Here is a 19,879-nt window from a genome sequence, read left to right on the forward strand (position 1 = left end):
GCGCCGGCATGAACGTGGCGGAGGACGGCGGCAGCGCCCATGCCTTGCTGAGCGAGGCCGAGGCGCGCATCCTCGCCAGCCATGTCACAGGCACGCGGCCCCGGGTCGCGGCGATCTTCGACGATCTGGCGCGGCGCTCGGGCGCGGTCGGGGCACGGGACTTCAAGACCGTGGCGCTGGGGCTTCTGGGCATCGACGCCATCGCGGCGGCGATCATGCAGGTGGACGGGAACGGCTATCTGGACAGATTCCTGACCGAACTGTCCGAGCATGGGATGATCGACCTGAATGCCGCGATCCGGGCACGCGAGGCGGCGGGCGGCGCCGGTGCCGAAATGGCCCTGCCGATCGAACGGGTGATGCCGCAGGATGCCAGCGGCTTTCGGATCTCGCCCCAGGGCTGGACGCCGCAAATGGCGCAATGGGTCGACATGTCGCGGTTGATGACCGGCATGTCGCAGGCGATGCGGCGCCTGTGCGTCGTGCGGGTCGGCGAGAACGGCCATGACGACCATACGGGCACCGGCTTCCTGATCGGCCCGCAGACGGTGCTGACGAACTGGCATGTGGTCTGCAGCCTGATCGATCCTGCGACGGGTCATGCCCGCAAGGGCACGGCCGCGAATCTGATCTGCGAATTCGACCACCTGAAGCGGGGCGTCGGGGCCATCCATACAGCCGTCGAAGACTGGCTGGTCGATTTCAGCCCGATGTCGCTTGCCAGTCTGGGGCAAGGGAAGCGCTATCCTGACATGACCACCTTGCGCGGTCATGCGCTTGATTTCTGCGCCATCCGGCTGGCGGGGGCCCCCGGACGGATGCGCGGCTGGTTCGATCTCTCGCAGCCCGGCCAGATCAACGAAAAGGCCGAGCTGGTCTTTGTCCTGCAACATCCGTCGGGTGTGCCGCAACTGGTTGCGGCGGGCATGGATGCGAAGGTCGATCCGGCCGAAGCGGACTTCCTGCGCCATCAGGCACGCACCGACGACGGGTCGTCGGGCGGGCTGTGTCTTGACCACAAGCAGCGGGCCATCGGCCTGCACCATGCCGAGGTCAAGGCGATCAAGGACGGCAAGCTAGTTTTTGCCTATAACCGCGCCGTGCTGATCGGGGCGATCCATCGTGTCTGCCCGCATCTGGGCGACGCGGATCCGATGCATGACCGGATTTCCATCCTGACGACCGGTGAACGCGCGGTGATCGGCCGCGCCGAAACCCAGCGTCGCATCCGCGCCATGGCCGGCAAGACCGAGCGCCCGGTCCTCTATCTGCGCGGCGCCCCGCGCAGCGGCAAGACATTTTCGGCCGAGCTGCTGCGCGATTGCGTCGAGGCCGGGCAGCATGTCATCGTCAGCCTGTCACCTGCGGCGCTGCCGCCCTCGGCCCGCGATCTGGCGGCGCTGATTCTTGATCGCGCCGGTGCCCGCCCCGAGTTGATCGCTGCCCTGCCCCAGCCCGAAACCCCGCATGGTACCGATGCCGCATGGCTCACCTCGCGGCTTTTTCCGGATTTCCGCAGATCGCTTTATGACCTGCTGCAAACCGACACCGCGCCCTCGCGCCTGCTGTGGCTGGTGCTGGACCAGCTGGGTCAGGGCGATATTCCGCAAACCTCGGCGCGGGATTTTCTGGACCTGCTTTACGCCGAGGCGCAGCGCAGCGACCGGATCCGGGTGCTGCTGATCGGGCTTTCCGCGCCGCTGCCGGGTCTTGACCCGCTCAGGGCCGCGACCGAGGACATCGCCGCCCCCGACAATATCGACCAGCAGGATATCGAGACCTGCATCGCCCATCTGCTGACCAGCCACGGCATCGCCCCCCTGCCCGACGAGATCCGCCGCCACGGCCAGCTGATCCAGGCCGCCGCCGACCTGCTGGCCGAAACCGGCGCCAGCCGACCCCGGCTGGAGCGACTGTCGGATGTGCTGGCCGGGATCTATCTGAAAGCCGCGAGGAACTGGACATGATGCGGGGCGCGCTGCCCGACGAGGTGCTGATCCGGGCCGCCGTTCTGGGCGTCTTCGACCCGCGCGAGCTGCTGGATGTCGAGGGCAAGGACTACGCCCGGGACCTCGCCGAACTGGCGGCGCTGTCGGTCGAAACCGCCTTCGGGCCGGATTGGCTCTGGTCGCTCAGCGAGGATGCGCGGCGCGCGGGCCTGACCCTGCTGCCGCCCCCCGGCCCGGCGCGCGTCGCGCATCTTGCCGCGACCCGGCCGCGCGAGGGCGATGAGCTTGGCCGCGCCGCCCTCGACCTGCTGGCGCCCGGCCCGCGCGCCGATCTGCGCCGGCTTCTGGCCGGCCGCACCACCAGCCTGCCCGATGACCGCCTGATCGCGCTCTTCAAGATGCTGGAGCTGATCGGCTCGTCCGGGGCTGTCCTGCCCGACTGGCTCGCGGATGGCGATGCAAGGCGGCGGCTTCAGCACGCGATCATGCAGCGGCGCACGGCAAAGGCCGCGCAGGCCGTGCTGCCCGACCGCTTTCGCGGCCGCACGCGCGAACTGGCGGCGCTACGCGATTTCGCCCTGACCGGCACCCTGCCCAAGCCGGGCACCGGCGCCATCCGGCGGCTTGCGGATGCCATTCCCGACGGCGTTCCGACCCTGCTGATCGCGGGGATCGGCGGCACCGGGAAATCGGCGCTGCTCGAACAGTTGCGCCGCAGCCTGAACAGCGCGAACGAGGTGGTTCTGGCGCAGTTCGATCTGGACCGCGCGGCGCTGCGCATGGGCGATCAGGTGGCTCTGGCGCAAGAGCTTCTGCGCCAGATCGGCTATGCCCTGCCCGCGCTTGACGCCGGCATTGCCGGGTTGCGCGCGCAGATCCGCAACGCCATGGCGCTGTCGCAAGGACCGATCGACATCGAGGCCGCCGCCAGCGCCATCTTTGGCGCCATGTCGGGGCTGCGCGAACTTCTGGCCGGGGCAGGTATGCACGACCGGGCGCTGGTGATCGTGATCGACACGTTCGAGGAGGCGCTGGTGCTTGGCCCACAGCGCGTCGCGCAGATCGCCGAATGGCTGCGCACCCTGCGCGATCATGGCGGTTTTGCCGCGCTGCGGGTGATCCTGTCGGGCCGCTCGACCGAGACCCTGACCGAGATGCCGCAGGACCTTGCCACGCTGGGCGTGATCGAGCTGGATGAGCTGGGCACCCGCGCCGGCCGCGCCAAGCTGCGCGACATGTTCCGCCGCCTGGGCATCGCGCATGAGGATCTGATCCCCGACCTGATCGCGGAATTCGGCTCGAACCCGCTGGTGATCGAGGTCCTCGCGATCTTTTGCCGCGACAAGCCCCGCGACGAGATCACCGGCCTGATGCGCGGCGATGACGTGGATAGCCGCGCCGGGCTGGATGCGGAAATGCGGCAGTGCTTTCTCTATACCCGCATCCTCGAGCGGCTGGCGGATGCGGAACTGAAGCCGCTGGCCAATCCCGGGCTGGTCCTGCGCCGGATCGAGCCGGCGCAGATTTCCGGGCTTCTGGCCGGGCCTTGCGGCCTTGCGACACCAATGCCGCCCGCGCAGGCGCAGGCGCTGTTCGACCGCCTTGCCTCGCAGGTCTGGCTGGTGCGCCGCCCCGATCCCGGCAGCGCGGTGCTGGAGCATCTGCCCGATCTGCGCCGGCTGATGCTGCCGCAGATATTGGCCGCGCCCGCCGGGCGTGAGGTCGCTCGCGCCGCCGCCGACTGGTTCACAAATGGCCCCGGCGCAAGCCAGCCGGGGGCCACGTTCGATGCGAAATATTACGCCATTCTGGCCGGCGATGCCGATCTACCCGAGGATGCCGAGCAGTTGCACGACTTTGCCCTGCATCTGGGCGCCGCCGCGGGAGACCTGCCCGCCCACGTTCAAGCCCGGCTGCGCGAGGCGCAGGGCCATGTTCTGCGCAGCGATGAAATTGCGCATCTGCATGGTCCGGCCCGCAACCGCGCGCTCAGAAAACGGCGCGAGACGCAGCGCACCCACGGGCTTGAAACCTCGGTGGTCGCCGAGGAGGCCAGTTTCGCCGCGCCGCCAATCGCGCCCGCACAGAAGATGACCGCCGCGGATTCGGCGGCGCTGGCGCAATCGCTCTTTGCGACCGGACAGTTCGAACAGCTTGCCGAAGCCGCGCTGCCGTTGACCCAAGACCTTATCGACGGGATTTTGACTAGCGCCGGGCCCCAGTCCATAAGTGAGCCGATGCATCACCCCGCCTATCTGGCGGCGCTGGCGCTGCTGGCGACCGATGACGACCGACTGTCGGCCTTTGGTGCGGATCTGGCGGAATGGCTGGTGGCATCAGGTCGGTCCGAGGTCGCTGCGCCCATGCGCCAAGGCCGTTCCGTCCCGGTCGATATCGCCCTGATGCTGCTTACGGTCACCGGCCAGCTGAACACGCCCCATGGCCGCGCCTTTGACGAATCCATCCACAACCTGAAATCCGCGCCCTTTGTCGCGCAATCACTCATCGAATGGCGCGCCGCTCTGGCCCGAATGCCCCTTGGCATGAATTGGCCTGCGGTCTCGTTGCAGGTCATGCCGGTCTTTGCCCCCGCATTGGCGCGGCTGATCGGCGGGGACGCGGACGAAGAGATCTCTCTGGCCATCGAAAGCACACAGCGCGACCAGATGCGCATGCTGCTGCAGACCGGCAACCCGGCCGCATTGCGCGACCTGAACATTGTCGAGAACGCGCTGTCCGGCGCGGTCCTGCATCTGCAACCCGGGCTGGCCATTCAGGGGGAATTGCGCCCGATCATCCCCGGCAGACAGCCGGAATTTCAAGACCCCTTGCGCGTTCTGCTGACCGGGGGGATTGCCGCTGGCAACATCGCCAAAGCCCTTGCCCCGCTTGCGGCCATCCCATGGTGGCCGGTCGAGTTGCGTCCCGAAGCATTCTCGGGCCGGACCGGCGCGACGCAAATTCTTGCGCTGATCGACATGCTGGACAAGTTCGGCGCGCTGACCGCCTTTGTCGCCGCGCTTGCCGATGACGAGGCCGCCCCCCTGCCCCTGTTCGGCGCGCTGACCGCCTTTGTCGCCGCGCTTGCCGATGACGAGGCCGCCCCCCTGCCCCTGCGGCAGTTGCACCGCATCATGACCCGCGCCGAATCCGCATGGGCGGGGGCGCTGACCCTGCAATGAAAAGGGGGGCCTCAGCCCCCCGATCTTTCAGCTTTTCGCGCGCTCGACATAGGTCAGGTCGGCGGTGTTGATGATCACCTTGGTGCCCACGCCGATATGCGGCGGCACCATGATGCGCACGCCGTTATGCGCCACGGCGGGTTTGTAGCTGGACGAAGCCGTCTGACCCTTGACCACAGGCTCGGTCTCGGCGACCTCGACGGTCACGCGCTGCGGCAGCTCGATGGCGATGACGACGCCGTTATGGACCTGCAGGAAAACGCGAATCCCGTCCTCAAGGAACACCTTGTCGTCGCCGACCACGTCGGGCGACACCACGACCTGCTCATAGCTTTCCGGCTCCATGAAGTGGAAGCCTTCGCCATCCTCGTAAAGATAGTCGTATTCGCGCTCATCGACATGGGCGCGCTCGACCTGCTCGGTGGTCTTCCAGCGCTCGGAGACCTTGTTGCCGTCCGAGATGCGGCGCAGGTCGACCTGCGTCGTCGGCGTGCCCTTGCCGGGGTGGAAGTTGGTCGCCGTCAGGACGACATGAAGACGGCCGTCGATTTCGACGACATTGCCTTTGCGAAGGCTTGAGGCGATGACTTTCAAGGCGGGATTCCTTGCCTGCTTTTCAAATTCCGGGGGGCCGGCTATCCATGGGGCCGGCAAAGATGGCGTCCCATAGCGCGTTTCGCGCCGCAGCGCCAGACGCAAGCGATTTCGCGCAATCGGGGGGCAGGACCATGGCAAATCAGACCGAAACCCCGTGGTGGGACCGCGACCGCCATGCCGGGCGCAGGCCGCTTCTGCTGGCGCGAAACCGCATCCAGTCGGCGATCCGCGACTGGCTGGGCGCGCAGGGTTTTCTGGAAATCGACCCCGGCGCGCTGGCGATCAGCCCGGGAAACGAGGCGCATCTGCACGGTTTTGCCACCCAACAGATCGGCAATGACGGCCAGCCGCGCCGGATGTATCTGCATACCAGCCCCGAATTCGCGATGAAAAAGCTGCTGGCGGCGGGTGAGGAGCGGATCTTCTCGCTGTCCCATGTCTGGCGCAACCGCGAACGCGGGCCACTGCACAGCCCGGAATTCACCATGCTGGAATGGTATCGCGCCGATATGGATTCGGGCGCGGATTACCGCCAGCTTTTCGACGATTGCGCGCATTTCCTGCGTCTTGCCGCCGAGGCGGCGGGGGCCGAACAGTTGCAGTTCCGCGGCCTGAGCTGCGATCCCTATGCCGCGCCCGAGGTGATGACGGTGGCGCAGGCATTTCTTGAATTTGCGGGCATCGACCTGCTGGCGACCTGCGCGGGCGCGGAAACCGATGCGGGTGCCTTGCGCGCGCAGGCAACGGCGCGGGGCATCCGGCTGGCCGATGACGACGGCTGGTCCGACATCCTGTCGCGCGTCCTTGTCGAAAAGGTCGAGCCGCATCTGGGCCATGGCCGGCCCCTGATCCTTGACCGCTATCCGGCGGCCGAGGCGGCACTGGCCCGCCGCGCCCCGGATGAGCCGCGCGAGGCCGAGCGGTTCGAGCTTTACGCCTGCGGGGTCGAACTCGCGAACGGCTTTGGCGAGCTGACCGACCCCGCCGAGCAACGCCGCCGCTTTCTGCTGGAAATGGACGAGAAAGCCCGCGTCTACGGCGAACGCTATCCGCTGGACGAGGATTTTCTGGCCGCATTGGCGCAGATGCCCCCGGCCTCGGGCTGCGCGCTGGGGTTCGACCGGCTGGTCATGCTGGCCACCGGCGCGCCGCGTCTGGACGAAGTGATCTGGACCCCGATCGCGCCCTAATCCGCCTCCAGTGCCCGGGGGCGTGGCCCGCCCGTCGCCCAGTCCAAAAGCTCGACCGTATGGACGACCGGCACCCCGGTCCCCGAGCCGATCTGCATCATGCAGCCGATATTTCCGGCGCTGATGACCTGCGGGGTCAGCACCTCGAGCGTGGCGACCTTGCGCCGCTTCAGCTCGCCCGAGATTTCGGGCTGCATCAGGTTATAGGTCCCGGCCGAGCCGCAGCAGATATGGCTGTCCTTTGGCTCAAGCACCGTGAACCCGGCGGCAGCCAGCAGTTCCTTGGGCGTGGCCTTGATCTGCTGGCCGTGCTGCAAGGAACAGGCGGCGTGATAGGCGACGCGCAAAGGCGGGGCATGGGTGGCGCCGGACAGCCCCAGATCGGCCATGACCTCGGACACATCGCGGGCCAGCCCGGCGACCTTGGCCGCCTCCGCAGCCAGCGGGTCATTTTCGAACATATGCCCGTAATCCTTGACCGTGGTCCCGCAGCCCGAGGTGTTGATGACCACCGCATCCAGCCCCTCGCCCGCAATCTCGGCCATCAACGCGCGGATATTCGCCGCAGCCGAGGCATGGCTTTCATCGGTGCGGCCCATGTGATGGGTCAGCGCCCCGCAGCAGCCGACGCCCTTGGGAATGACCACCTCGCAGCCATGGCGGCGCAAAAGCCGGGTGGTCGCGTCGTTGATATCGGTGTTCAGCGCCCTTTGCGCGCAGCCGACCAGCAGCGCCACCCGCTTGCGGCGCGGACCTTGCGCGGCAAAGACCTGCGGCGTGTCGTTCAGGCTGGGCGGCGGGATGTCCCTGGGCGCCATGTCCAGCATCGCCCGCAGCCGCTGATCCGGCACCAGCCGCCGAAAGGGCCGTGCCAGTTTCGCGCCGAACAGCGCCAGCCGAAACCGCCCCGGATAGGGCAGAATGCGCGACAAAATCCAGCGCAGCGCCCGGTCGCCAAGGGGCCGGTGGTAGTTCTTTTCGATATATTCCCGCGCGTGATCAACCAGATGCATGTAATGCACGCCCGAGGGACAGGTCGTCATGCAACTGAGACAGCTCAGGCAGCGGTCGATATGGCCGACGGTTTTCGCATCCGGCACACGGTTGTTTTCCAGCATGTCCTTGATCAGGTAGATGCGCCCGCGCGGGCTGTCCAACTCGTCCCCCAAGACCTTGTAGGTCGGGCAGGTGGCGGTGCAGAACCCGCAATGGACGCAGCTGCGCAGGATCTCATTGGCGCGGGCAGTGCCGGGATCGGCCAGTTGCGCGGGGGTGAAATTCGTCTGCATCTCAGCCCTCCATCAAGCCGGGGTTCAGGATCGCCGCCGGATCGAAGGTCCGCCGCAACCCTTGGGACAGCGCCGCGACCGGGGCGGCTTGCGGCGGGAATGCCGCGCCCCCTAGCCCGCCGCGCCGGATCAGCGTGGCATGGGGGGCGATGCCCCGCACCGCAGGTGCCGCGCCGGGGCCGGAATACCAGATCAGCCCCCCGCCCCAATCGAGCGAGGTCGCCCCGCCCAAAGCCTCAAGCGCGGCGGCGATGCGCGGCGCGTCGGTCGGCTTGACCAGCACCCGCCACAAGGGCGCCTCAGTGCCGGAAAAATGTGCCCCATCACGCAGATCGCGCCACAGCGCCGTGCTGGCGGGACCGTCCAGTTCCTCGACCTCGCGGCCCGCGAACAGCCCGAGCAGGCGATCGCGGCGATAGCTGAGCTGCGGCTGGGCCAGCCCCTCGATCCGCAGCCATGCGCGGCCATCATGGAACGCCGCGCCGGTCACCTCATAGGGCGTGGCCAGCGCCGCCGAGAACAGGCCGACCGCATCAGTGGCCGTGACGCCATGAATGGCCAGCGTCATGCGCTCGGGCATCAACGGCAGGGTTTTCAGCGCCACCTCGGTCAGCACGCCAAGCGTGCCATGGGCGCCGCAGATCAGCTTGCCCAGATCAAGGCCGGTGACGTTCTTCATCACCCGGCCGCCGTTTTTCAGCACCCGGCCGCGCCCGTCGACAAGCCGCAGGCCCAGAAGGTGATCGCGGCAGGCCCCGGCGAAAAGCCGCCTCGGCCCCGAGGCATTGGCGGCGACGACCCCGCCGATGGTCGGCACGCCATTCCCGCCCAGCAGCCCGCGCATATCCGGCGGCTCAAAGGCAAGCGCCTGCCCCTCGGCGGCCAGCATGGTCTCGATTTCAGCCAGCGAGGTGCCGGGGCGCGCGATCAGCGTCATCTCGCCCGGCGCATAGGTCACGACGCCCGAAATGCCCGAGACATTCAGATCGTCACCCGCCAGATGCGCCATCTGCACGCGGGTGCCGCCGCCCGTGATGCGCAGGGGCGCGCGCGCCGCATGGCGGGCCGCGATCAGTTCGGCCAGTTCGGCCTCATTCCTGGGGGTCATGGTCATTCGGCCGCCGCCCTGTCGCGATGGGGCTGGCTTGCGTCCAGCGGAAACACCTTGGCCGGGTTCAACAGCCAGCGCGGATCGAACAGGTCCTTGACCTGCATCTGGATCGCCAGATCGTCCGGGGCATATTGCACCCCCATCAGGTCGCGCTTTTCGATGCCGACGCCATGCTCGCCGGTCAGGCAGCCGCCGACCTCGACGCAAAGCCGCAGGATGTCATTGCCAAAGGCCTCGGCCCGTTCCAGATCGCCGGGCTTGTTGGCGTTGAACAGGATCAGCGGGTGCATGTTGCCGTCGCCGGCGTGAAAGACATTGGCGACCTCAAGCCCGTGCTGGCGCGACAACTCGCCGATCATTTTCAGCGTATAGGGCAGCTTGCCGACCGGCACCGTGCCGTCCAGACAGATGTAATCACCCAGACGCCCCATGGCGCCAAAGGCCGACTTGCGCCCCTTCCAGATCGCCGCCGCGTCATCGGCATTGCGGCTTTCGCGGAACTCGACCGGGTTCAGCGCATCGGCAATCTCGCGGATCTTGCCCAGTTGAAAGGCGATTTCCTGGGCCGAGCCCTCGACCTCGACCACCAGCACGGCGGCGCATTTCGGATAGCCGGCATGGGCGAATTGCTCGACCGCGCGCAGGCAGGGCTCGTCCATATATTCGATGGCGACCGGCAGCACGCCCGAACGGATGATCCGCGCCACGCATTCGCCCGCCACCTCGGCATCGTCAAAACCGATCAGCACCGGGCGCGCGCCCTCGGGGCGGGGCAGGATCTTCAGCGTGGCCTCGGTCACGATGCCAAGCTGGCCCTCGGAGCCGCAGAAAAGGCCCAGCAGATCCAGTCCGGCGGGCCCCATTTCCGGGCCGCCCAGCTCGATCACCTCGCCGGTGGTCAGGACCACCGTGGCGCCCATCAGGTTGTTGGTGGTGACGCCGTATTTCAGGCAATGCGCGCCGCCCGAATTCATCGCGATATTGCCCGCGATGGTGCAGGCCAGCTGCGAGGACGGATCGGGCGCATAAAAGAACCCCTGCGCTTCCAGCTCGGCGCTGACCGACAGGTTGGTCACCCCGGTCTGCACGCGGATAAAACGGTTCGCCGTGTCGATCTCCAGCACGTCGCGCAGGCGCATGGTGCCGATGACCACGCTGTCGGCGGTGGGCAGCGCGCCCCCGGCCAGCGAAGTGCCCGCACCGCGCGGCACCACCGGCACCCGCATGTCATGACAGACCCGCATCGCCGCCGCGACCTCCGCGGTCGTGCGCGGCAGGACCACCGCCAAGGGCGGGCAGCGATAGGCGGTCAGCGCGTCGCATTCATAGGCGCGGGTTTCCTCAAGATCGGAAATCACCGCATCATCGGGCAGCACGCCGCGCAGGGCGGCGACAATCTGCGGCGCGCGTGACAGCACGCGCGGATCGGGGTCTGGCATGGCGATGCTGGACACGGGCGCCTCCTCCTCGTCTCTGGCTTGGCCGATGTGGTAAAATTATTTGACCACGCATGTCAACCGGCCCGATGGCTTTACCACATAGTTGCGCCTCGACCGGACTTGCCCGATGATAGCACGATCATGGGCGACGACATTCTCAAGACCCGGCGCGCGGCGGAAACCGTCGCCCGCCATATCGAAAAGCTGATCCTTGAGGGCGCCCTGCGCCCCGAGGAATATCTTTTGCCCGAGCGCGAACTGGCGGCGCGGCTGAACGTCTCGCGCCCGACCCTGCGCGACGGGCTGAAACTGCTTGAGGATCGCGGGCTGCTGATCGCCGAACGCGGCGTCGGCACCCGCGTGGCCCCAATTGGGGCGGCAGCGATCACCGATCCGCTGATCGCGCTGCTGGCGGCCTCGCCCGAACTGGCGGATGATTATCTGGAGTTTCGCGACGTGGTGGAAAGTCAGGCCGCCGCGCTGGCCGCCATCCGCGCCAATGACATCGACCGCCAGATGATCGCCGATTGCCTTGCCGCCATCGAGACCGCCCATGCCGGCGCCGATCCCGATGATGAGGCCGAGGCCGACGCCGCCCTGCATCTGGCCATATATGAGGCCAGCCACAATCTGGTGCTGTTGCAGATGATGCGGGCGCTGTCGGGGATCCTGCGCAGCGACGTGATCCAGAATCGCGGCCGCATGTTCACCATTCCCGCCATCCGCGAATTGCTGCGCGACCAGCACCGCGCCATCGCGCAGGCGATCCTGGACCGCGACCCCGATGCCGCGCGCGCCGCCGCGCACGAGCATCTGACCTATATCCGCCGCGCCGCGCAGGAAATCCGCGAGGCCGAGGCGAAACTGGGCCAGTCGCTGCGCCGACTAAGCGGTGGGGGCCTTGGCCAGCGCAGCGTTTCGGATGATGCCTCGACCTAGCTGACCAGCCACAGCGACAGCACCGGCACAAAGATGATCACCGCCAGCCGGACGATATCGGCGACCCAGAACACATAGACGCCGCGAAAGATCGTCCCCAGCGCCACATCCGGCAGGACCGAGCGCAGCACAAAGACATTCATGCCGATGGGCGGTGTGATCAGGCTGATCTCGGTCACCACGACGACGATGATCCCGAACCAGATCAGCACCGCATCCGGGTCGGCCAGCACCGCCAGCCCGAAATCCAGATTGGCAATGACCGGATAAAACACCGGCACCGTCAGCAGGATCATCGACAGGCTTTCCAGAAAGCAGCCCAGCACCAGATAGATCAGCACGATCAGCAACAGCACCGTCCATGCCGACAGGCCCAGATCCTCGACGATCATCGACAGGCTGTCGGGCAGCCCGGCAAAGGTCACGAAATTGCTGAAGATCTCGGCCCCGATGATGATGGCAAAGATCATCGCCGAGGCGGTGGCGCTGTCCAGAAACGCCCCCCACAGCGCGGCGCGCGTCAGCCCGCCGGTCAGGGCGGCAATGACCAGCGCGGCGAATGCGCCCATGCCGGCGGCCTCGATGGGTGTGAACAGCCCGCCATAGATGCCGATCATGATGAACGCGAACAGCGCCAGCACGGCGACGACGCTGATCGCGTCCTGCCGGGTCATCGGCACCACCTCGCCGACCTCGGGGGCCAGTTCCGGCTTCAGCCGCACCGCGGCCATCACCGCCAGCAGATAGCCGATGATGCCGACGATGCCCGGAATGATGCCGGCCAGAAACAGCTTGCCGATATCGGCCTCGGTCAGCAGCCCAAAGATGATCAGCACGACCGAGGGCGGGATCAGGATCCCCAGCGTGCCCCCCGCCGCGATGGCGCCGGTGGCCAGACTGTCCGAATAGCCGAACCGCCGCATCGAGGGCATGGCGACCTTGGACATGGTGGCGGCGGTAGCCAGGGACGATCCGCAGACCGCCGAAAAGCCGCCGCAGGACAGGATCGTCGCCATGGCCAGCCCGCCGCGCATCCGCCCGAATACCCGGTCGGCGGCGGAAAACAGCCCCTGCGCGATGCCGGACCCGGCCAGCACATTGCCCATGAAGATGAACAGGGGCACCACCGACAGCGAATAGTTCAGCCCGGTCTCGAACACCGCATTGCCGACCATGGCCCCTGCTGGCGCCCAGCCGCGCAGCAGCGCGAAGCCGATGCCGCCCACGATCGCCATGGCGAATGCGATGGGCACGCGGACGAAAACCATCCCCAGCAGGATGGCGAAGGCGATCAATGAGGTGATCATGGCGTCTCCTTGCGGGGCAGCAGCAAAATGATGGCCGAGACCGCGCAGCTTGCCGCCGCAAGGAAAGCCAAAGGCGCCATCGGCAGCATCAGCGAGGCGCTGCGCGTCCCCTCATGCCACTGGTCCAGCCCGATCAGCGCCAGCCGCCAGGCGAAATATCCCAGCGCCAAGGCCGAGACCCAGCCCGCCAGCCGCCCCATCAGCCGCTGCACGGGTTTCGGAAACAGATGCAGCGCCAGATCGACCTCGACATGGCCACCATCGGCCGTGGTCAGCGGCAGCGCCACAAAGACCAGCGCCGCCAGCAGGATCTGCGTCAGCTCATAGGCGCCGCCAAAGGGCCGGTTCATCAGGTAGCGCCCGATCACGTCGATGCAGGTCACGCCGATCATCAGCGCGATCAGCACCGCCGCGATCACGGCAAGCGCCCGGTACCAGGGCGCCTGCCGATGCGGCACCCGACCGGGGATCATGTCGGGAACCGGCTCGTTCATTCCGGTGCGACCCCGGTGGCCTTGCGGAACTCGGCCAGTGCGGCCAGACCGTCATGCCCCTCGCCAAGGCCCTCGGCCCATTTCTGTTCCAGCTTGCCGGCGGTTGCGCGCAGGGCCGCAACCACCTCGGGCGAGGCCTCATCGAAGGCGATCCGGTCGCCGATCTCGGCCCGGGCGGCGGCATCGGCATCGTTCCAGGCCTTGCCGACCCGCTCGGCAAAGGCGGCGCCGGAAATGGCGTCGATGGCGGTGCGGTCGGCCTCGGACAGACTGTTCCACTTGTCCTCGTTCACGACCAGAAACCAGGTGGTGTTGTAGACGCCGCCCGGCACGGTCATGGCGTATTTCAGATGGTCGGTCAGGTTGAAGGCGGTGATCGCCTCATAGGTAAAGGCCACGCCGTCGATCACCCCGCGCGACAGCTTTTCATAGACCTCGGGCGAGGACATGAACAAGGGCGTCGCCCCAAGCGCGCCGACCAGATCGCCGCCATAGCCGCCCGGCACGCGCAGCTTCAGCCCTTGCAGGTCGGCCACGGCCCCGATCTTGCGCTTGTTGTTGTACAAAAGCCCCGGCCCGTGCATGAACAGGCCCAGCAGATGCGTGCCCTGATGTTCGCCCGCGGCATCCATCTGGCCGCCATAGATCGCCCAATATGCTTTCGAGTTGGCGATGGCATCATCGCCCAGAAAGCTGAACTGGCCCAAACGCGCGCGGTTGAAGCGGTCGTCCTCGGTAAAGGAATGCAGCCCATAGGTGATGTCGGCCACCCCGTCGCGGGCCATGTCGAAATGCGCGGGCGGGCTGCCAAGGGGCTTGCCCATGATGCGCACGGTGACGCGACCCTCGGTCACCTTTTCGACCTCTTCGGCCCAGGGCTTGAAGGCGTTCACGACGATCGGATGCTTGGGCGGCAGCCAGGACGACATGACCAGTTCCTCGGCCAGCGCGGGTGCGACAGACAGAAGCAGGCTGGCCAGTGCGAATTTCAGTGATTTCATTTTCTCTCTCCCTGTTGTTGCTTCGCGCGTGGCGAAGGGTCGTAATTCTCGGGCCGGGCGGCGGCAAAGGCGGGATGCGCCGCGCAATGCGCCGCCACCGCGCGGATCCGCATCAGATGCTCGAACTCCACGCCCCAGCGCGTGGCGTTGTAAAGCTGGGGGATCAGCACGCAGTCGGCGATGCCCGGGCTGCCGCCATGGCAGAACCGCCCGTCAAAACCCGGATGGTCCAGAAGCCGTTCAAAGGCCGCCAGCCCGGCGGCGATATTGCCGCGATTCCATGCCGCGCGCGCAGCGGGACCGGCCAGCGCCTCGATCCGCTGCAGGACGGACAGGTTCGACAGCGGATGCGTCTCGCAGGCGATGGCCAGCGCCATGGCCCGGACCTGCGCCCGCGCCCCCTGCCCCGTGGGCAGCAGCGCCGGGTCGGGGCGGGTTTCGTCCAGATATTCGATGATCGCCAGCGACTGGGTCAGCACCAGCCCGTCGATTTCCAGAACCGGCACCAGCCCCTGCGGGTTCAGTGCCAGATGCGCCGCACCGAGCTGGGCGCTGGACACCAGATCGACCGGCACCCGCCGATAGGCCACACCCTTCAGCGCCAGCGCGATCCGCACCCGATAAGACGCGGTCGAGCGCCAATAGTCATGCAGCACCACCGCCATGGTCACGGCGTCGCGGGCAGAACCCGCCCCGTGCAGGGACCAAAGCCGATGCGATAGCCCTGCCCCTGGGCAAAGGCGTAAAGTCCGACCTCATCGCCATCCTCGATGAATTGGCGGGGCTGGCCATTCACCATGACCGGGATCTGGCCGCCCTGCGTCATCTCCAGCAGCGCCCCGGTCTGTTCCAGGCCGGACCCCGAAATCGTCCCCGACCCCAGCAGATCGCCCACCCGCATCGGGCAGCCCGAGGTGGTGTGATGGGCCAGTTGCTGGGCGCTGGAATAATACATGACGTTATAGTTTGTCCGCCCCATCGGCTGGCCATTCATGGTCCAGCCGATGGTCATGTCGTAAAAGCCCGGCCGCTCCTCGGCCAGATAGGGCAGCAGCGGGTTCACCCGCTCGGCCCCCGCGCAGCGGAACGGCTCCAATGCGGCCTGGGTCACGATCCAGGGGCTGATGGTGGTGCCAAGCGCCTTGGACTGGAACGGCCCAAGCGGCTGGTATTCCCAGGCCTGAATGTCGCGCGCCGACCAGTCGTTCAGCAGCACATAGCCAAAGATCATTTCCTCGGCCTGCGCAACGCTGACACGCGCACCCATCGGGCTGTCGGCGCCGATGATCGCGCCCAGCTCCAGCTCAAGGTCCAGACGCCGGCAGGCCGTCCATTCCGGCCCGGCCTGACCCCGGACCTGCCCCATGGGCCGGCGGATCGGCGTCCCTGAAACCACCACCGACGAAGCCCGGCCGTTATAGCCGATGGGCATATGCGTCCATTGCGCCGGCAGCGCATTTTCGGGGCCGCGAAACAGCACGCCCACATTGAAGGCATGGTTTTTCGAGGCATAGAAATCGGTGAACTCGCTGACCCGGATCGGCAGGTGCAGCCGGGCTTGCGCCATCGGAACCAGCGGCACGCTCTTGTCGCCGTCCTCGGCCAGCAGCGCGCTCAGCCGGGCGCGGGTCCGGTCCCAGACCGCCCGCCCCTGCGCGATGAAATCATTCAGTTGCGGCGCGGCAAAGGTCCCGCCCGCGTTGACCAGCCCGCGCGCCTCGCAGGCGACCAGATCGACGATCATGTCACCGATGGCAACCCCGCAGCGCGGCGGCTCCGCCCCGGCCGAGAACACCCCGTAAGGCAGGTTCTGCAACGGGAAATCGCATCCCGGGTCATTGGCAGCCGCAACCCAGCTGCGCGGCGGTGTCGCATCCGTCGGCACGTTTCTTCCTCCTGTCGCTGATCCTTCCGGATGGCGCCCAAGGGCGCGCGGGCGCAACGCCCCTGCTTGCGATCTGCATATCAGATATTGTTTCATATGCAACTATTAAATGTTGCATATGCGACAAACGTCGCTGAATTAAAACGAAAATGCCGGCGCGCAACGCACCGGCATCACTCCTCTCCGCAGCTTGGAAAGGCAAAGGGCGCCTTTGCGGATCACTTGACCCCGGGGGTTCCGTCGAACTTCTTTTCCAGGCTGTCCCAGCAGTCGATGTAATCGTCCTGCAAAGGGGCTTCCTTGCCGGCGAATTCGGTCAGGTGCTGCGGGAAGCGGGTCTCGAACATGAAGGACATGGTGTTGTCCAGCTTTTCAGGCCCCAGCTCCGCATTCGAGGCCCCCTCGAATGCCTGCCGGTCCGGGCCATGCGGCAGCATCATGTTGTGCAGGCTCATGCCGCCCGGAACAAAGCCCTGCGGCTTGGCGTCATACTGGCCATAGATATTGCCCATCAGCTCGGACATGATGTTCTTGTGGTACCATGGCGGGCGGAAAGTGTTCTCGGCCACCATCCAGCGTTCGCGAAACAGCACAAAGTCGATATTGGCGGTCCCCGGCACGCCCGAAGGCGCGGTCAGCACGGTAAAGATCGACGGGTCGGGATGGTCGAACAGGATTGCACCGACCGGGCAATAGCTGCGCAGATCGTATTTATAGGGCGCGTAATTGCCGTGCCAGGCAACCACGTCCAGCGGGCTTTGGCCGATCCGGGTCTCGTGGAACTGGCCGCACCATTTCACCACCAGCCTTGAGGGCACCTCGCGGTCCTCATAGGCCGCGACCGGGGCCTTGAAGTCGCGCGGATTGGCCATGCAATTGGCGCCGATCGGGCCACGGCCGGGCAGCTCGAATTTCTGGCCATAGTTTTCGCAGACAAAACCCCGGCAGGGTCCCTCAAGCACCTCGACGCGGTAAACCAGCCCGCGCGGGATGATCGCGATCTCCTTGGGTTCGATGTCGATGATCCCCAGCTAGGTCGCGAAACGCAGCCGTCCCTCTTGCGGGACGACCAGCAATTCGCTGTCGGCCGAAAAGAAATACTCGTCCTGCATCGATTGCGTGACCAGATAGATATGGGTCGCCATGCCCACCTGGGTGTTGACATCCCCCGCCGTGGTCATGGTCCGCATGCCGGTCAGCCAGGTCAGTTTTTCAGCCCCCAGCGGCAGCGGGTCCCAGCGATACTGGCCAAGGCTTGTCACATCCTCCAGCACATTCGGCGCCGTCTTCCAATAGGGCAGCGCGATCCGCGCATAGCGCGCCGAATGCTTGACCGAGGGGCGGATGCGATAACACCAGGTCCGTTCCGGCGGATTGGCGGTAAAGGCCGTGCCCGAAAGCTGCTCGCCGTAAAGGCCGTAATTGCATTTCTGCGGGCTGTTCATGCCCTGCGGCAGCGCGCCGGGCAGGACCTCGGTTTCGAAATCATTGCCAAAACCCGGCATATAGCCCGCATGGGTGCCGGTCGTGCCGGTGGCGCGGATCATGCCGGCGGGCAGGTCATGCTTGGTCATGGGCCATCCTCCCAGATGTCGATGTCATTGCTGTTGCAACGACATTAACGTTGCATTCGCAACAAAGTCAACGCCAATCGGGCGGCCCGCGGTTTTTGTTGTATCCGCAACGAATCTCTGGTGATCTGGGCAAAAAGGAAACCCGCATGAGCTTTGATCTGGAAAGCTTCCTGCCCTATCGCCTGAATGTGGCGGCGACGCGGATCAGCCGCCGATTCGCCGCGCTATACGAGGCCGAGGCCGGGCTGACCGTGCCCGAATGGCGGGTGCTGGCGCATCTGGACCGCTCTGGCGCGGTCAGCGTGCGCGACATCCATGCCCGCGTGCATCTGGACAAATCCATGGTCAGCCGCGCCGCCTCGCGGCTGGAACAGGCGGGGCTGGTGCAGAAATCCGGCCATGACCGCGACCGGCGGCTGGTGGCGCTGGAACTGACCGGTCAGGGCCGCGCGCTGATGCACCGGCTGAGCCAGATCGCCACCGGCTTTCAGGCAGACCTTATCGCCGAGCTTGGCCCCGAGGCCGGGGCGCTGGATCGCGCCCTGACCCGGCTGAGCGGCGGCAAGGATTAATCCGCCCCGGCCCCGGTTCGGCTTGGGCGCGGGAATTGCGTGCCATGCCCGGTTTCGGGCTGGGTGACGCGGGCAATAGCCTGATCCAGCGCCGCAATGCCGCGTTCCAGCGCCGCAAGATCGCGGGCGGGCATCGCCTGCAAGATCTCGTTGGCGCGCGCCTCGACCTCGCCAAAGGCGCGGCGGAACAGCGCGTCACCGGGTTCGGTGATGGCGTAATTGCGCAGCCGCCGGTCCGATCCCAGCACCTCGCGCGTGATCAGCCCCTTTTCCTCAAGCCGCGAGGCGGCGCGGCTGACCTGCACCTTGTCCAGCGAGGTGCGCTGCGACAGCTGCAGCGAATCCAGCATGCGCGCATTCTCCAGCAGAAACAGCAGCCGCCATTCCTCGCGCGACAACCCGTGGTCACGGCCATAGACGGCGACAAGCTGGCGCGAGAACGCCTCGGCCACGACCGCAAGCCGATGGGGAAAAAAGGTTTCAAGATGCATGGCCGAACCGCAGGGTGGGATGGATTAATGTTTCCTTTGCAACCAATGACCCCGAGCGGGCCGGGAAATCAAGCCCGCGCCGCCGCTGCGGCCAAAAGCTGCGCCAGTTTGTCCCGCAGCGGCGCGACATGGGGATTGGCGGCGGTCACCGCCTCATAGACCTCGGGGGCGTCGCCCCGCACCATGTCCAGCGCCTCGCAGAGCAGGTCGAAACTGCGGGTGCGGATGCGCGGATGGGGCTGGAAATCCTCAAGCGCGCGGGCCAGCAGATGCGTCAGCCCCTGCGTCAGCGCGGCATGGCGGTCGTGATGCTCGGGCGTGGTCAGGATGACCCGCAGCCCCAGCACGCCGCGCAGGAACCCCGCGACCTGCCGCCAGCGCCGACCGCGCAGCGGGCAGATGACGATGCGCCCGCCCCGGACCGCAGCCGGCATGCTTTGCGGGCCGAACATCGGATGTGTGGCCAGGATCTCGACCCCCTCGGGCAACAGCCGGCGCATCAGCGCCGCCGGCCCCTCCTTGACCGAGCAGACATCGACGACCAGTTGCCCCGCCGCCAGATGCGGGGCGATGCCGGCCAGACAGGCCGCCAGCGCCGGGACCGGCACCGCCAGCAGCACGATGTCATACTGCCGCGCCGCCTCGGGCGGGACGACCGGCAGGCCCAGCCCTTGCGCCATCTGCAGCGCGGACGGGCCGGGATCGCAGATCGCGACCGGCAGATGCGGCGCCAGCACGCGCGCGGCCATCTGGCCAAAGGCGCCAAAGCCAAAGATCAGGACGGAAAGGGGCGGGAGGGGATCAGACATCGGCAATTTCCTGAATGGAAGCCAGCGTCCGGTCGGGGGAAGGATTCGGG

At 66.8% G+C, this 19,879-nt stretch carries 16 protein-coding genes and 1 pseudogene; 5 read left to right on the top strand and 12 right to left on the bottom strand.

Translation table 11 applies throughout. The annotated features are described in order from the left end of the window. The first annotated feature begins 8 nt into the window (after positions 1 to 8). A complete protein-coding gene (locus tag DFP89_RS04920; RefSeq protein WP_181870250.1) occupies positions 9 to 1,967 on the top strand; it encodes a trypsin-like serine peptidase in 1,959 nt (652 codons plus the stop codon). Next, a complete protein-coding gene (locus DFP89_RS04925; protein ID WP_114348271.1) occupies positions 1,964 to 5,131 on the top strand; it encodes an AAA family ATPase in 3,168 nt (1,055 codons plus the stop codon). The genes DFP89_RS04920 and DFP89_RS04925 overlap by 4 nt, the downstream gene beginning before the upstream one ends. Positions 5,132 to 5,158: 27 nt before the next feature. Here DFP89_RS04925 and efp read toward each other — a convergent pair whose 3' ends face one another. Beyond that, entirely contained in the window at positions 5,159 to 5,725 is a 567-nt protein-coding gene (efp, locus tag DFP89_RS04930; RefSeq protein ID WP_114348272.1) for an elongation factor P, read from the bottom strand. Between the two features lie 134 nt (positions 5,726 to 5,859). Between efp and epmA the strand changes: the two genes are divergently transcribed. After that, the gene (gene epmA, locus DFP89_RS04935; RefSeq protein WP_114348273.1) at positions 5,860 to 6,918 is read left to right on the top strand and encodes an EF-P lysine aminoacylase EpmA; all 1,059 of its coding nucleotides are present in this window, start codon (positions 5,860 to 5,862) and stop codon (positions 6,916 to 6,918) included. On the opposite strand, the gene glcF is transcribed toward epmA, so the two are convergent. Genes glcF through DFP89_RS04950 form a run of 3 tightly spaced genes read right to left on the bottom strand, consistent with a single transcriptional unit; the run spans position 6,915 to position 10,757 of the window. After that, entirely contained in the window at positions 6,915 to 8,207 is a 1,293-nt protein-coding gene (gene glcF, locus DFP89_RS04940) for a glycolate oxidase subunit GlcF (RefSeq protein WP_114348274.1), read from the bottom strand. The two genes, epmA and glcF, sit on opposite strands and share 4 nt — an antisense overlap. Position 8,208: 1 nt before the next feature. Continuing rightward, on the bottom strand, positions 8,209 to 9,315 hold the full coding sequence (locus DFP89_RS04945) for an FAD-binding protein (RefSeq protein WP_114348324.1): 1,107 nt from the start codon (positions 9,313 to 9,315) through the stop codon (positions 8,209 to 8,211). A 2-nt stretch (positions 9,316 to 9,317) separates the two neighbouring features. Beyond that, complete coding sequence (locus DFP89_RS04950; protein WP_425452636.1) at positions 9,318 to 10,757, bottom strand: FAD-linked oxidase C-terminal domain-containing protein; 1,440 nt, start codon at positions 10,755 to 10,757, stop codon at positions 9,318 to 9,320. Between the two features lie 141 nt (positions 10,758 to 10,898). Here DFP89_RS04950 and DFP89_RS04955 point away from each other — a divergent pair, with 141 nt between their 5' ends. Continuing rightward, positions 10,899 to 11,696, top strand: coding sequence for an FCD domain-containing protein (locus DFP89_RS04955; RefSeq protein WP_114348276.1), 798 nt, complete (start codon positions 10,899 to 10,901; stop codon positions 11,694 to 11,696). Here DFP89_RS04955 and DFP89_RS04960 read toward each other — a convergent pair. The 6 genes and pseudogenes from DFP89_RS04960 to hmgA form a co-directional block, all read right to left on the bottom strand. Next, positions 11,693 to 13,003, bottom strand: a complete 1,311-nt coding sequence (locus tag DFP89_RS04960; protein ID WP_114348277.1) for a TRAP transporter large permease — start codon at positions 13,001 to 13,003, stop codon at positions 11,693 to 11,695. The two genes, DFP89_RS04955 and DFP89_RS04960, sit on opposite strands and share 4 nt — an antisense overlap. Beyond that, complete coding sequence (locus tag DFP89_RS04965) at positions 13,000 to 13,497, bottom strand: TRAP transporter small permease (protein ID WP_114348278.1); 498 nt, start codon at positions 13,495 to 13,497, stop codon at positions 13,000 to 13,002. Before DFP89_RS04965 ends, DFP89_RS04960 begins: the two co-directional genes overlap by 4 nt. Beyond that, a complete protein-coding gene (locus DFP89_RS04970; RefSeq protein WP_114348279.1) occupies positions 13,494 to 14,498 on the bottom strand; it encodes a TRAP transporter substrate-binding protein in 1,005 nt (334 codons plus the stop codon). Before DFP89_RS04970 ends, DFP89_RS04965 begins: the two co-directional genes overlap by 4 nt. Further along, positions 14,495 to 15,163: a maleylacetoacetate isomerase gene (gene maiA / locus DFP89_RS04975; protein ID WP_114348280.1), complete on the bottom strand. Its 669-nt coding sequence runs from the start codon at positions 15,161 to 15,163 to the stop codon at positions 14,495 to 14,497. Before maiA ends, DFP89_RS04970 begins: the two co-directional genes overlap by 4 nt. A 2-nt stretch (positions 15,164 to 15,165) precedes the next feature. After that, the gene (fahA, locus tag DFP89_RS04980; protein WP_245948599.1) at positions 15,166 to 16,383 is read right to left on the bottom strand and encodes a fumarylacetoacetase; all 1,218 of its coding nucleotides are present in this window, start codon (positions 16,381 to 16,383) and stop codon (positions 15,166 to 15,168) included. Between the two features lie 218 nt (positions 16,384 to 16,601). Beyond that, positions 16,602 to 17,957: pseudogene (hmgA, locus tag DFP89_RS04985) on the bottom strand (homogentisate 1,2-dioxygenase). A 146-nt stretch (positions 17,958 to 18,103) separates the two neighbouring features. On the opposite strand from hmgA, the gene DFP89_RS04990 reads away from it, so the two are divergent. After that, a complete protein-coding gene (locus DFP89_RS04990) occupies positions 18,104 to 18,529 on the top strand; it encodes a MarR family winged helix-turn-helix transcriptional regulator (RefSeq protein ID WP_114348282.1) in 426 nt (141 codons plus the stop codon). Here the strand turns inward: DFP89_RS04990 and DFP89_RS04995 are convergent. Both DFP89_RS04995 and DFP89_RS05000 read right to left on the bottom strand, forming a co-directional pair. Continuing rightward, complete coding sequence (locus tag DFP89_RS04995) at positions 18,526 to 19,020, bottom strand: MarR family winged helix-turn-helix transcriptional regulator (RefSeq protein WP_114348283.1); 495 nt, start codon at positions 19,018 to 19,020, stop codon at positions 18,526 to 18,528. The genes DFP89_RS04990 and DFP89_RS04995 overlap by 4 nt on opposite strands. Before the next feature lie 68 nt (positions 19,021 to 19,088). After that, positions 19,089 to 19,829 (bottom strand): prephenate dehydrogenase, encoded by a 741-nt coding sequence (locus DFP89_RS05000; protein ID WP_114348284.1) that lies wholly within the window; start codon positions 19,827 to 19,829, stop codon positions 19,089 to 19,091. Positions 19,830 to 19,879 lie beyond the last annotated feature (50 nt).

Origin of the sequence: Paracoccus lutimaris (assembly GCF_003337565.1) — a bacterium.
GTDB lineage: Bacteria > Pseudomonadota > Alphaproteobacteria > Rhodobacterales > Rhodobacteraceae > Paracoccus > Paracoccus lutimaris.